Below are 13,027 nucleotides of genomic sequence, written 5' to 3'. Positions count from 1 at the left end.
GTGCCAGGCGCTTCGACGAGCGCCGATGCCACCCGAGGGGAGAGGACATGCACCTTCCAGACATCCGGCGAATCGGCGCGGTCGCCGCGGCCGCCGCGCTCGCTGCGGGAATGGCGCTGGTCGGCACCACCGGCGCACAGGCGGCACCGGCCGCCGGGGGCGCCGGCGACACTGCGGTCAGCACGGCCCGGGCGACCACCTCGGCGACCGCCGCGCGGAGCGGGCTGAGCGTGGCCGACCAGGCCAGCAACTACTGGACCCCCGAGCGGATGCGGACCGCCCTGTCGGCGGACGCGCTGGTCGGGAAGGCCGGTGCCACGCGGAAGGGGGCGCGTCCGACGGGTGAGCCCGCGTCCACGCCGCCCGCCGCGCCGACCGTTCCGAATGCGGCCGGCGCCGCCGGTGCCGCCGAGGGCGACCCCTCCGTGGCCGTCGCCGCCTCCGCGACCGTCGGCAAGGTCTTCTTCTACAACCCGGCGGACGGAAAGAACTACGTCTGTTCGGCGGGCACCGTCAACAGCGGCTCGAAGCTGCTGGTGATGAGCGCCGGGCACTGCGTCCACGGTGGCCGGGGCGGCCAGTGGATGCAGAACTGGATCTTCGTCCCGCTCTACAACTACGGCGCCGAGCCGTACGGCCGCTGGTCGGCGAAGTACCTGACCACCTTCAACGTCTGGATCAACGACAGCAACCTGGACCGGGACGTCGCCTACGTCACCGTGTGGCCGAACGGCTCCCAGCGTGTGGTCGACGTGGTCGGCGGCAACGGCCTCTCCGTCAACTACAGCTACGAGCAGCCCATCACCATCCTCGCCTACCCGGCGGCCCCGCCGTTCGACGGCGGCTGGCAGCAGTACTGCCAGGGCACCACGTACCGGCCCGGCATCTGGCCCTTCCAGGAGAACAAGATCGCCCTCAACTGCGGCTTCACCGGCGGGTCCAGCGGCTCGGTCTGGCTGCGGCAGTACAACGACGCCTACGGCTACGTCAACGGCATCATGAGCACCCTGGACGGCGCCGGCGTCAACCGGAGCCCGTACTTCGACACCGCGGTGATGGACGTCTTCAACTCGGTCGCGAACCGCACCTGATCCCACCGGTGACAGTCCCGTCCGGCCCCGACCGTGGTCCACTGGATCCGGTCGGGGCCGGCCCGCGTCCCACAGTCGTGGTCGTTCACGTCCGTCCGGTGGCCGGCCGTCGAGGACCGCCTGCCGAGGACGTGAAACCTTGGAGGGGAGTCGAGATGACACGTGGCTGGGGCGCCGCGGTGGGAGCGGCGGTTGCCGTCGTCCTGGTCGCCGTCGTGGTGGCCGGGGTGGTCACGGCGCGCCGGTCCGGAACGGAGGAGTCCGGGTCGACCGGGGGAGCGGTCGGTGACACCGGCGCTACCAGCACCCGGCTGCCGTCCCCGGACTCCTCCTACTGGAGCCCGGAGCGGATGGACGAGGCCGAGCCGGCGCCGATGCCGCCCCGGTGAGGCGTGGCCCGCACCGGGCGCCCTGACGTCGCCCGGCCGGCGCGACCCGCACGCATTCGCGTCCCCACACATCGCGCCCGCACACATCGCGCCCGCACACATCGCGCCCGCACGCATCGCGCCCGCACGCATCGCGCCCGCACGCATCGCGCCCGGACATGGCGCGGTCCGGCCCCGTGCCCGGGATGGACGGGGCCGGACCGCGTGCCGGATCAGGCCGGGCGGAGCGCGTTGCGGCGCATCCAGCCGATCCCGTCGCTGGCGCAACTGCACGACACGGAGACGTACCACTCCAGCTCGCTGGTGTTGTAGTGCTCCATGCAGTAGCCACCGCCGACGCGGTCACCGGAGTTCTTGACCTTCAGCGCGGGGTCCATCCGGGTCGGCAGCTCGTACACGCCCGCCGACGGCCAGGTGACCACCCACTCGCAGGTGGCAGCGACGATCGGGGCCCCGCCCGGCTGCCCGCTGGTCGGGTCGCCCGGAGCGGCGCTGGCCGGCGTGGCGAGGGCCAGCAGGCCGGTGAGTGCGGAGGCGATCCCGATCGCGGCGAGAGGCTTGCGCATCTGTCGTCCTTCCATCGTCGAAGACATCCGTGACAGTCAATACCAAAATGAGGAATCGCGAAACACGAAAATGTCATGACTTTGCTACGGGTGCGTCGGGGGTGAGCTCTCCGATCCGGGTCGGCGCTGCCGCCGTCCCCCGGCCGGCGACCGGCCACCGGCCGCCGGTCGCGCGGCGGTGGGGCGCGGGCCGGGCTGGCTGCCGGCACAGATTTTTGTACACTCGCCTAAGTCCTGCCGGTGCGGCTGCGGTGCCGGTGGTCGTGGTGAGGGGGCGCGGGTGCGCGTACGGGTGGATTGGACGGTGCCGGTCGGCAGGCCCGACCCGGTTCACGGGACGGGGGCACGCCGGGAAGAGCGGCTGCTGGCCACCGGGGCGGGACTGGTGGCGGTGGCCCTCGTCCTGGCCGTCGGCCCCACCGGGCAGACCTGGGCGGCCTGGCAGTACGCGCTCGCCGCCCTGGTCACCTTCGATCTGGCCGGGGGCGTCGTGGCCAACGGACTCAACTCCGCCAAGCGGGACCACCACGCCACCGACTCGCCGTTGGAAGCCTCGCGCCTCGGTCGCCTGGTCCGGCGTCCGGTCCGCTTCGCCGTGGTCCACGTGCAACCGGTCGCCGTCGGTCTGCTCTTCCCCGGCGCGTCCTGGTGGTGGGGTCCGCTGTGGTACGTGGCCGTCCTGGCATCCGTCGTCGTCGTCCGGCGTGCCGCACTGCACCTGCAACGCCCGGTCGCCCTCGGGTGCTGCGTCGTCGCCACGGTCGTCGCCTGCGGCCTGCCGGCCCCGGACGGCTTCGCCTGGCTGCCGGTCGTGATGTTCCTCAAGCTCACCCTGGCGCACGCCGTCCGGGAGGAACCGTACCGCCCGGTCACCGGCCTGTCGCAGGGGTGACCGGCGGGGTCACGGTCACCCCTGCGGGCCGTTCCCGAGGAGGACGCCGAGCACGGATCGGAGGCCGTCCGACCCGCCGACGGAATGTCCGTCCGGGTCGGCCAGAGCGTGCAGCGCCACGCCGTCGAGGAGCGCGACCAGGAGTGCGGCCCGGACGTCGGCCTGTGCCGGTGTCCAGTCCGGGTGAGCCCGGAGCAGATAACCGGCCAGCGTCTGCCTCGTCGCCCCGAGGGAGTCCCGGACGACGGTCGCGACCTCCGGGTAGTAGGCGGTACCCACCATGATCTGCACCAGTGCCCGGACCCGGCGGTCGCCGGCTCCGGGGTCTGCCATCTCCCGTGACCAGACGTCGACGAGATCCCTCGGGGCCGGGTCGGCGCGCAGCGCCGCACCGAACGTGGCGAGCACCTCGGCGCTCACCCGCGCGGCCACCTCCCGCCGCAGACCGCCGAGACCACCGAAGTAGTAGTGCAGGAGGCCGGCGTTGACGCCCGCGCGGTCGGCGACGCGACGGTGGGTCACCCCTGGCCAGCCGTCGTCGACGAGACACTCGACGGCAGCCGAGACGATCTGTGCGCGCCGCCGGTCACCCTTCGCCGCCCCGGCCCGCCGCCCCGGAGCGGTCCGGGCCGAGGCGTCCGGTGCCGGGTCAATCCGGGTCGGGTCGCCCTGCGCCGGGTCGACCCGTGCGGGGCCGGATCCGGCCGGCGTACCGGCGTCGGTGGCCGCCGGGGTCGGGATCTCCCGGCCGGTGGGCTCGTTGGCGGAGGGTCGCATAGGACCCCGATTCAAGCACCCCACCCAGGGAGGTGACCCGCACCGGCGCCGACCGGGCGGTGTGTCCCGACGGTCAGACCGTGCCGACGAACTGGCTGACGTGGTACGCGGTGCTGCGACCGTCCGGGGTCCGGGTCCACTTGGAGACCAGCAGGTGCAGGTCGTTGGCCTTCCGGCTGGACCAGGGGTGGATGAAACCGCCGTACAGCCCCGGTTCCTGCCAACTGGTGACCTGGATCTTCTCCGGCGTCCACGCCCGGTCCGGGCCGGTGGCGGTTCGGGTGACGATGTTGCCCGTCGCGCAGTTCAGGTACGACATGACCCACGTGCCGTCGGCCAGCCGGCGTACGGACGGCTCGCCGAACCGGCCGGTGAGGATCGGGCTGCACGGCCGGCCCCAGCCCCAGTTCGCGCCGTTCCAGCCCCACCCCTCGTACGACTCGGGGTAGAAGAGCCGGTCCCAGCGGACCCGGCGCAGCATCATCGGGCCGTCCTGCCGTCCCGACCGCACCGAGAAGACGTAGACCCAGTCGCCGTCGCGTTGCATGGTCCACATCTGGAACGGGTCCTTGTTGTCCGGCGTGTTGAACCACTTCAGGTTCGTCCGGACGAAGTCGTTGCCGTTGTCGGAGTAGGCGATTCCCGCGTACCGCGACTTCCAGTGCGGCCCGGCGGGGCCGGCGGAGTTCCAGTTCTCGATGCTCATGTACGAGATGAGCTGCCGACCGGTCTCTGGGAAGCTGATGCCGTCGTTGGGGATGACGGTGACCTCCCACAGGCCGTCGATGCCGATGCCGTTGTGGCCGTTGTGCATCACCTCCGGGGCCCGGCCGTTGCCGGCCACCCGTGCCGCGCTGTCGAAGACCACCCCACCCGCCGCGCCCGGGTGGACGGCCGAGCGCAGCATGACCGGCGAGCGCCAGTCGTTCGGCAGCGGCGGCCCCTCCGGCCACGGGGTGTCGAAGGTGTCGCCGAAGAGGTAGCCGATGGAGCCGTTCTCCAGCACGTACGGGATGCCCAGGTCGGTGCCGGCCACCCGCCAGCGGCTGTTGGTGTCCAGGTCCGCGCCGGTCAGCCGCTTCTTCCAGGTGGCGGCCTGGGCCGTCCCGGGCAGGGCCAGGGCGGACCCGGCGACGCCGGCCGCACCCACCACGGCGATCCGGCCGAGCAGTGATCGGCGCTTCATTCCCATGACCCGTCCTTCCGATCCGCCACCTACTCGTCGACCGACGGTCTTCCGGGTGCCGGAGCGCGGTTGCGCCCGCCGCGTGCCGGTGAGAACGCCGACTGTGGACGAGTGTCGAGCCAGAGCGTGACAAGTGTCAATGTAAAGCGCCGTTTTTCGGGTCCGCCCTGCCCGTCGACGGCCCGGGGGTCATTGTCGGTCGGGCTCTTCCACCAGGGCGAACCCGCGCCATGTGGGATCGCCACATAGTTGCGACCATCAATATCTGGTAGGAATCCTGCAAGCCGGCTTGTCAACTCGCAGAATTCCACCCCCTCGCGAACGAACGGGAGCGCCATGTCCCCCACCCGATCCGGGCCGCGTCGTCGCCTGCTCACCCTGCTGGTCGCCACCGTCGCCGCCGTGACCACCGCCCTCGGCCTGGCCAGCCCGGCCTTCGCCATCAGCCACTCCAGTGCCACCACGCAACTGCGCAACGCCGGGATCTCCTGGACCTCCAGCGGCGGATGCAGCGACCGGAACAACCCGACATGTACCTCCTTCGAAGGCATCCGTCAGGCGACCATCGACGGGATCATCACGTTCAAGCGGGCCAGCGGCTGCGCCATCACCATCACCGGCGGCACCGAGACCGGCCACTCCGGCGGCACCTACAGCCACTGGAACGGATACAAGGTCGACATCGGTCTGACCACCTGCGTCCAGAACTACGTCTCGACGTACTACACCTACCTCGGGTACGTCTCCGGCTGGGGTTACCAGTACCGGGCGCCCTCCGGCAACCTCTACACCAAGGAAGGCAGCCACTGGGACATCCTGTACTACACCTGCGGCTGCTGATCCGCCGTACGCCGGCCGGCACCGGTCACCGGTGCCGGCCCGGTCGCGCCCCCACCCACCCCGGACACCCGCCCGCCGGGTCGGACCGCGTCGGTCACCCCGCGCCGAAGCACACGAAGGCGGCGGCGGTGGCGTGCGCCGCTCCTCCGCCGGTCCCGAACGCCCGCTGTGCCTCGGCCAGCGCCACCGCCGGGCCGGCGCCGGCCCGCATCCGCCGGTGCAGGTCCAGCATCAGCGCGGTGGTGAGATCGGCGGGCACCGGCAGGACGGTCGCCACGAGGCTACGGGTACCGAGCGCCAGCAGCACCGCGGTGAAGCCCATCACCTCGTCACCCGGTCGGACGGCGGCCCGGCCGGAGTCGCACGCCGAGAGCACCACGCACCCGGGTGGGCTGGTCAGCCGCTCCAACTCGTAGGCGGTCAACGGCCCGTCGGCCAGTTCGAGAGTCGAGAAGAGCGGGTTGTCCGCCCGGAACCGGCCGTGTGCGGCGATGTGCGCCAGCCCGGCCCCGTTCAGCGCGTCGGTGACCGCGTCGGCGGTGGCCGCGACTCCGGTCAGCGGACGGGAGCCGGGCAGCACCGTGCCGAGTTGGCGCACCTCGTCCTCGGCTGCGGGTAGCCGGGGCCCGGCCACCAGCACCGGCGGCCCGGCCGGCCCGACCCGCCCGGCGGCCCGCAACCAGGCCGTCGCCGAGGGGGCCACGGTCACCGCACGGCCCGCGCACGTCGGCAGACCCGACCACGGTACGGCGTGCAGCGCGCCGATCGGCACGATCACCAGTGGACGGTCGCCGAGTCGACGGCGTACCGGGTCGAACAGCTGCCGGTCCAGCATGGCGGCGGTGTGCGCCACCCCGGCCCGGGCGTCCGCGCCGTCGCCGGTGGTGACCAGCCGACGCAGCCCGAAACGGTGCAGCCGGGCGACCCGTACCGCCTCGGCGACCGGTCCCAGGTCGTGCAGGGTCGCCCGACCGTCCCGGACCAGCACCGCGCGCAACCGGTCCCGGTGCGCGACCAGCTCCAGCAGGACGGCGTCCCCCAGCACCGGAGCGAGCGCCCGTACGCCGGGCGGCCGGAGCAGTTCGCCCCCACCGTCCACGCCCCGGGCCAGTTCCCGGATGCGCTGCTCCAACCGGGCCTGGCTGCGCCGCAGCGCCTGCACCGGATGGCCGGTCAGCAGGGCGTCCTCCAACGCCGTGCTGACCATCCGCAGCTCGGTCAGGGCGGTGGCCAGGTCCGGGTCGCCCGGTGGGGAGACCGGCCGCATCCGCAACGCGTTGGCCCGCCACCGTTCCGCCCAGGCCAGCACCCGGGTAGCGATGCCCTGCCGGACGGCGATGTCCAACCCCTCGGCGGCCAGCTCGTGCCCGTACGCCCCGCTGTGCGCGCGTAGTTCCGTCGCGCCGAGCGACGCCCGGTGCCCGTCCAGCACCGCCAGTCCCCGGCGCAGCGCCCGGGCCGCCCCGGACTCGTCGCCGGCCAGCCGGTGCCGCAGGGCCAGCGCGTACCACCCCTGGGCGCGGCGGGACGCGGTGCCCCGACGGCGGGAGTCCGCCGCCGTGGCCAGCAACCCGGCGGCCCGGCCGGTACGCCCCAGCGCGGTGGCGAGCCGGGCGGCCTCGATCCGGGTGGTCAACGCCGGCCCGGGCCAGCCGGTCGCGTCGAGCTGGTCGGCGGTCCGCACCATCGCGGCGAGCAGGGCCGGCGACCGGACGCCCTGGGCGTACCCGGCCCGCAGCTCGACGTGTCGGGCGAAGGTGGCCCAGGTGCGGCGACCCTGCCGGCGGAACCGGCTGCGGGCCGCCGCCGCGGCTTCGGTGGCGGTCGCGAGGTCACCGGCGAGCAGCGCCGCCCGGGCCCGCGCCAGCAGCGCCTCGGCCAGGTCCGAGGCCATCCCCTGGCGGCGCAGCTCGGTCACGGCGGTGGCGGCCACGTCGACCGCCTCGTCGATCAGCGGTACGGACAGCAGCAGTTCGAACCGGTCCAGCAGCAGGGCCGGACGGGGCACCGCGAGCCGCCGGTACTCGGCGTCGACCGCCGCGAAGCAGCGCAGCGCGCCCGCCACGTCACCGCGCTGCCCGGTGGCGATGCCGCTGTTCCACCGGGCGTCGGCGGCGGCCAGGTCCAGCCCGAGCCGGCTGAACGCGGCGGCGGCGCGGTGCAGGTCGTCGTCCGGGCCCCGACCGGAGCCCCGGTGGGCGTTGAGCAGTCCCCGGTTGTTGCGGGCCCGGGCCTCCAGCAGCAGGTCGCCCTCCCGCTGAGCGATCTCCACGGCCACGGCGTAGTCACGGACCGCCTCGTCGAACCGGCCCCGGTAGTGCAGCACGACGCCCCGTTGCATCCGGGCCCGTCCGGCGTCGGCTCCGGTGAGCAGGGGGAGGGCGAGGGTCACCGCGCGCAGGGCGGCGGTGGTCCGCCCGGCGTTGGCCAGCACGTACCCGAGGCTCATCCGGGCCAGCGCGCGCAGCCGGGGGTCGTCGGTGGCCCGGACCGCGCGGCGCAGGTGGCGCAGCGCGCCGGGCAGGTCGTTGAGTTCCCGCAGGGCCAGACCGATGGCACGTTCGGCGGTGGAGCGCTCACCGGCGTCCGCCGGGCCGGCGAGCACCCGCCGGGCGGTCGCGATCGCCTCGTGCGGGTAACGCTGGACCGCGTCCAGGGCGGCCTGTGCCGCGACGGCACCGGGAACGGTGCGGTCGGCCATGCGGAGAAGAATCCCCGACCGGCGCGCTCCGGTCAACGACACCGGCCGGACGGCTCGTGATCAACAATTGACACAGAGCAATATTTTGAAATAATCGTGCTGCTCGGAGAGCGCTTCCGCGGCCGCCCCGCCCGTCCTCGGCCACGCATCTTCCACCCGCCTGGAGGTCCGGTGTCGCCTGACCACCGAATCGTGCCGTGTCCGCCCGGTCGGGTCTCCCGCCGGCGGTTGGTGGGCTGGACGATGCTGGCCGCCGCGGCGGTGCCGCTCGGCGCGCTCGGCCGGCCGGGCCCGGCCCGGGCCGCGGACACCCTGGACCAGGCCTACCAGCGGGCGTTCCTGGAGGCAGTGACCGCCGATCCGACCATCCGCCGGCACATCACCGTCGGCCGTGAGTTCCTCTACCGTCCCCGGCAGCTGCTCGCCGCCCCGCAGGACCTCACGCGGGTGCTGAACCGGCTGCGGAGCTGGGGCCACCAGGTGACCGAGGTGACCGGTTTCGGCGGAGTGCGCCGGCTGCTGTTCCAGCAGGAGACCGACATCCCCGGCGTGGTGACGAAGCTGCGCGACCCCCAACAGTGGCCGGGGCAGCCGGTCCCGCTGGTGCAGCCGCACCACGTGCTGCTCGGGTTCGGCAACATCATGGGCAATCCCGGCGGACCGCCCCGGGTCGGCGCCGCCCTGCCGGCCCCCGACCCGGCCCGGATCGGTGAGGGCGCCGGGGTGACCGTGGGGGTCTGCGACACGGGCATCTGGCGTCGGGCCGGCACCGTCCACCCGCAGTGGCTCGGCGGCAGCTACCTCCCCGAGGCCGACGACGAGGATCCGCTCTACCTCGGCGGCACCCAGCTCGCCCTCCAGGGCGGACACGGCACCTTCGTCGCCGGAGTGGTCCGGCAGGCCGCCCCGGGCGTCCGGGTCGACCCGGAGGCCGCGCTCGCCCCGACCGGCATCGGCGACGAGGAGAGCCTGGTCGCCGCGATCCGTCGGCTCCGCCCGGAGGTGGCGGTGGTCAACCTGTCCCTGGGCTACTTCACCCAGGACGACCAGCCACCCCTGCCGGTGGCGAACACCCTCGCCGCGCTGCCTGCCACGGTGGCCGTGGTCGCCGCCGCGGGCAACACCGGCACCACCCGGAAATCCTGGCCGGCCGCGTTGGACGGGGTGGTGGCCGTGGCGGCGGCGAGCGCGGGGCCGAGCGGTCCGGTGCCGGCCGACTACAGCGGTCGCGGCACCTGGGTGGACGCCTCCGCCCGGGGCGACCGGCGCAGCACCTACGTCGACGGCGAGCTGTACCTGCCCGGCCAACCGCCCCTGGTGTTCCACGGCTTCGCCTCCTGGATCGGCACCTCGTTCGCCACCGCGCACGTCTCCGGACGGATCGCCGCCCTGATGACGGCCACCGGGCTGGACGCGGAGGCCGCCGCAGCGCTCCTCGTCGCCGGCCCGACCTGGCAGCCCGGCTACGGCGTGCTGGTCGAATGAACACCGCCGACGACACCGGGCGCGGCACGCCCGCCCTGGTCTCCGCCGCCACGGCCGGGGACGAGGCGGCCTGGGCGGAACTGGTCCGCCGCTACACGCCCCTGGTGGCGACGGTGATCCGCAGCCACGGACTGGACCGGGCCGACTCCGCCGACGTGAACCAGACCGTCTGGCTGCGTCTGGTGGAACAGTTGGGCCGACTGCGGGACTCGCACGCGTTGCCGGCCTGGCTGGTCACCACCACCCGGCGGGAGTGTCACCGGCTGCTGCGGCTCGGCCGGCGTACCCAGCCCTTCGACCCGTACGACGACTCGGACGTCGGGGTCTTCCTGCTGGTCGATTCGGCCGCCCCGGACGAGGATCTGCTGCGGGCCGAGCGCCGGCAGGCCCTGCGGGACGCGTTCGCGCAGCTTTCGCCGCGCTGTCGGGAGCTGCTCGCGCTGTTGTCCGGGGATCCGCCGGCCAGTTACCGGGAGGTCGGCGAGCGGCTCGGCATGCCGGTGGGCAGTGTCGGGCCGACGCAGGCCCGTTGTCTGGCGAGGTTGCGGGACTGCCCGGCCCTCGCCCCGTACGTCCGACTGTCCCCCGGCGGGGCGGAGGGGACCGGAGGTGAACGTGATGGAGCAGTGGCCGCCCGCCGGTGACGACGCGCTGCTGGTCGAGCTGGGCGCCGCCCTGCGCGACCCGGGGCCGGTCTCCGAGGAGTTCCTGGACGCCGCGCTGGCGGCCTTCAGCTGGCGTACGGTCGACGCCGAGCTGGCGCTGGCCGAGCTGACCTTCGACTCGGCCTGCGACCGGGAGCCGGCCGGACTGACCCGCTCCGCCGGTGCGGAACGCACGCTGACCTTCCGCAGCGGGACGGTGGTCGTCGAGCTGGAGGTGACCGCCACGGGCATCGTCGGGCAGCTCTCCCCGGCCCGCCCCGGCCGCGTCAGCGCCCGGACCGCGACCGGTCAGTACGAGGACGCGCCGGTGGACGCGGTCGGTTTCTTCTCGATGGGGGTGCCGCCGTCCGGCCCGGTGCAGTTCCGCGCCAGCACCACCGGATACGCCGTCCGGACCTCCTGGGTCTCCCTGCGCTGATCCGTTCCGGGCCGCCCCGTACCGCTCGTCCATGACGCCGGCGGCGGCACGACGCGGGGCGGGGCGCGGCGCAGGCCACCGTCGACCCCGAGAGTCGCCGGCGACAGGAGGACCCGTCCGTCCCCGGACACGCCGGAGCGGAGGTCGCGGGTCCCGGCCGCGACCTCCGCTCCGCCCCCTCGCCCCCAGGTCAGCGCCGGGGTGCGCCCACCTTCACGTTGTAGTGGACGCCACCCCGGTCGGTGTACTGGGCTCCAGTGCTGTCCGGGCCGAACTGGGTCACCCGCACGGCCATCGGCTCCTTGGTGACCGTGGCGGCGGTGAAGTTCAGCGAGAACTTCAGCTTCTCCTTGGCCTGGAGGGTCAGGTTGTCCAGCCGGGCCGTCGCCGGGTCGGTGATCTCGATCTGGTAGCGGCCGAGGTCACGGACGGCCTTGCCCACCTTGCCGCCCTCGACCCAGCGCTGGTAGAGCGTCGGCCCGAGGTTGGCGACGAGCCGACCGCCTGCGGCGCGCAGCGGTGCGCCGACCTCGGTGAACACCAGGCTGTTCCGGTTCGCCCGGTCCAGCGGGTTGCCCATGGTGTACGGCATCACCGTGGCCGACCCACCGGCCTCCACCTCCACCGTGTCGACGTTCCGCCAGGCGATGTTGTTGTTGTACTGGGTGTTGACGCTGGTCTCGGGGCCCTCGAAGGTCATCGGGTCGTTCGGCGAGACCCAGCGGGCCAGCAGGCAGAAGTGCCCGGGGCCGGGGACGTTGTCCCAGGGGATGACCACCTTGGTCGTGCCGCTGTAGACCGGGACGGTCATCCAGCCGATCTCGTTCCAGTCGGTGTCCCAGGCCGTGCCCGCACCGGGGTCGCTCCAGTACACGTGGATCTGGCCCTGCTCCATGGCCCCGGTGCCGTAGGGGCCGGGGTTACGGAGACTGACGTGGATGTAGTTCCGCGCGCCCACGATGGGGGAGTGACCGGGCCAGGGGCAGTCGACCGCGGTGTTGCAGACCTTGATGTCCGGGCTCATCCAGATGGTGGGGTTCCCGTGCGGCTGGAGACCGGTGTCCGCGTCGAAGTCCTTCATCCAGACGTCGACCGGGGTGGTCAGCGTGCCGGCCCCCGTCCGGCTGTCGGCGGGGGCGTCCAGGGGTGCCGCCGTGGCGGAGGTGACCGAGAGCAGCAACGCCGTCGCGGCTCCGGTGACCAGGGTGAGGACGGATCGGCGGACGCGTGGCGTCAGACGTGTGGTCACGGGTTTCCTCCCGGTGGTGGGGTCCCGGGGCCGGCGGGGGCCGGTCCGGGCGGACACCCTTACCGAGTCGTATCGACGAAGAAAAATACCTACCCGGCCCCGGCGTGTTGTCAGATGGTGAAACTTCGGCACGGTGCCGGCTGCCCGCGCCGCGGGTGCCGCTGCGCGTTCCGTGGCGGGATCCGAGGGCCACCCCACGGCACGCCCTCCGACAGTCCCGGCTAGTCGTCGTCGTTCTCGATGACCGGCTCGCCGTTGACGCAACGTATCTTCAGTTCGTGCTCGCCGGACGGCCCGACGAAGCTGACCTCGACATCGTCGTCGGGCCCCCGGTCCTCCTCGCCGACCCGGTAGTTCTGCGCGGGCGCCCAGGAGACCAGCCGTGCCCCGTCCGGGCCGCACTCGGCCACCGCGCTGCCGCCGGTGGTCGCGAACACCCGCCGTACCGCCGTGGGGGTGGTCGGCGGCGGGACGGACGGACCGGTCGACGGCGGCGGTCCGGAGCCGGGCGACGAGACCGAGGGGACCGGTCCGGGAGTGGTCGGCTCGGGGGCGGTCAGCGCCCGCCGAACCTCCTCCTGGCTGCGGACCCCACCCGGGGTGCCGGCGATGCTCTCCCCGACCAGGCGGATCGCGGCCACCCCGACCAGGGTGACCAGCACGGCGGTGACCAACCACCCGGCGACGGCGAGGAAGGGACGGCGCATGCCCCGACTATCCCCGATCGCGGGTTGGGGCGAGCACCGGACGACGATAAGGGAGGGTTAA

The 13,027-nt window shown here is 73.5% G+C and carries 13 protein-coding genes; 7 read left to right on the top strand and 6 right to left on the bottom strand.

Annotated features, from left to right (window positions below; translation table 11 throughout):
* The first annotated feature begins 47 nt into the window (after positions 1-47).
* Together QSK20_RS26905 and QSK20_RS26900 are read left to right on the top strand one after the other, a co-directional pair.
* Positions 48-1,091 (top strand): trypsin-like serine peptidase, encoded by a 1,044-nt coding sequence (locus QSK20_RS26905; protein WP_285791406.1) that lies wholly within the window; start codon positions 48-50, stop codon positions 1,089-1,091.
* 155 nt (positions 1,092-1,246) lie between these two features.
* Positions 1,247-1,480 carry a hypothetical protein gene (locus QSK20_RS26900; RefSeq protein WP_285791405.1) on the top strand — a complete coding sequence of 78 codons (234 nt, stop codon included), beginning with the start codon at positions 1,247-1,249 and terminating at the stop codon, positions 1,478-1,480.
* A gap of 212 nt (positions 1,481-1,692) precedes the next feature.
* Here QSK20_RS26900 and QSK20_RS26895 read toward each other — a convergent pair whose 3' ends face one another.
* Complete coding sequence (locus QSK20_RS26895) at positions 1,693-2,046, bottom strand: hypothetical protein (RefSeq protein ID WP_285791404.1); 354 nt, start codon at positions 2,044-2,046, stop codon at positions 1,693-1,695.
* Positions 2,047-2,350: 304 nt separating this feature from the next.
* Between QSK20_RS26895 and QSK20_RS26890 the strand changes: the two genes are divergently transcribed.
* Complete coding sequence (locus QSK20_RS26890) at positions 2,351-2,938, top strand: hypothetical protein (RefSeq protein WP_285791403.1); 588 nt, start codon at positions 2,351-2,353, stop codon at positions 2,936-2,938.
* 15 nt (positions 2,939-2,953) lie between these two features.
* Here QSK20_RS26890 and QSK20_RS26885 read toward each other — a convergent pair whose 3' ends face one another.
* Both QSK20_RS26885 and QSK20_RS26880 read right to left on the bottom strand, forming a co-directional pair.
* Positions 2,954-3,715 (bottom strand): TetR/AcrR family transcriptional regulator, encoded by a 762-nt coding sequence (locus QSK20_RS26885; RefSeq protein WP_285791402.1) that lies wholly within the window; start codon positions 3,713-3,715, stop codon positions 2,954-2,956.
* Between the two features lie 73 nt (positions 3,716-3,788).
* Positions 3,789-4,907, bottom strand: a complete 1,119-nt coding sequence (locus QSK20_RS26880; protein ID WP_285791401.1) for a glycoside hydrolase family 183 protein — start codon at positions 4,905-4,907, stop codon at positions 3,789-3,791.
* A gap of 330 nt (positions 4,908-5,237) precedes the next feature.
* On the opposite strand from QSK20_RS26880, the gene QSK20_RS26875 reads away from it, so the two are divergent.
* Complete coding sequence (locus tag QSK20_RS26875) at positions 5,238-5,741, top strand: hypothetical protein (protein WP_285791400.1); 504 nt, start codon at positions 5,238-5,240, stop codon at positions 5,739-5,741.
* Between the two features lie 94 nt (positions 5,742-5,835).
* Here QSK20_RS26875 and QSK20_RS26870 read toward each other — a convergent pair whose 3' ends face one another.
* Positions 5,836-8,442, bottom strand: a complete 2,607-nt coding sequence (locus QSK20_RS26870) for a CHAT domain-containing protein (RefSeq protein WP_285791399.1) — start codon at positions 8,440-8,442, stop codon at positions 5,836-5,838.
* A 171-nt stretch (positions 8,443-8,613) separates the two neighbouring features.
* Between QSK20_RS26870 and QSK20_RS26865 the strand changes: the two genes are divergently transcribed.
* From QSK20_RS26865 to QSK20_RS26855, 3 genes are read left to right on the top strand one after another with little or no spacing between them, the layout of a single operon-like run.
* Positions 8,614-9,927, top strand: a complete 1,314-nt coding sequence (locus QSK20_RS26865; protein ID WP_285791398.1) for a S8/S53 family peptidase — start codon at positions 8,614-8,616, stop codon at positions 9,925-9,927.
* A complete protein-coding gene (locus QSK20_RS26860; protein WP_285791397.1) occupies positions 9,924-10,571 on the top strand; it encodes an RNA polymerase sigma factor in 648 nt (215 codons plus the stop codon). The genes QSK20_RS26865 and QSK20_RS26860 overlap by 4 nt, the downstream gene beginning before the upstream one ends.
* Entirely contained in the window at positions 10,546-11,010 is a 465-nt protein-coding gene (locus QSK20_RS26855) for a hypothetical protein (RefSeq protein WP_088981606.1), read from the top strand. Before QSK20_RS26860 ends, QSK20_RS26855 begins: the two co-directional genes overlap by 26 nt.
* 190 nt (positions 11,011-11,200) lie before the next feature.
* Here the strand turns inward: QSK20_RS26855 and QSK20_RS26850 are convergent, their stop codons facing one another.
* The gene (locus QSK20_RS26850) at positions 11,201-12,259 is read right to left on the bottom strand and encodes a hypothetical protein (RefSeq protein WP_285791396.1); all 1,059 of its coding nucleotides are present in this window, start codon (positions 12,257-12,259) and stop codon (positions 11,201-11,203) included.
* A 221-nt stretch (positions 12,260-12,480) separates the two neighbouring features.
* Positions 12,481-12,966 carry a septum formation initiator gene (locus QSK20_RS26845; protein WP_285791395.1) on the bottom strand — a complete coding sequence of 162 codons (486 nt, stop codon included), beginning with the start codon at positions 12,964-12,966 and terminating at the stop codon, positions 12,481-12,483.
* Positions 12,967-13,027: the final 61 nt, after the last annotated feature.

It is taken from the genome of Micromonospora sp. NBRC 101691 (genome assembly GCF_030269285.1).
Classification (GTDB): Bacteria; Actinomycetota; Actinomycetes; order Mycobacteriales; family Micromonosporaceae; genus Micromonospora; species Micromonospora echinospora.
Note: the sequence above shows the minus strand (reverse complement) of the source record. Positions and strands in the feature narration are given on the sequence as shown.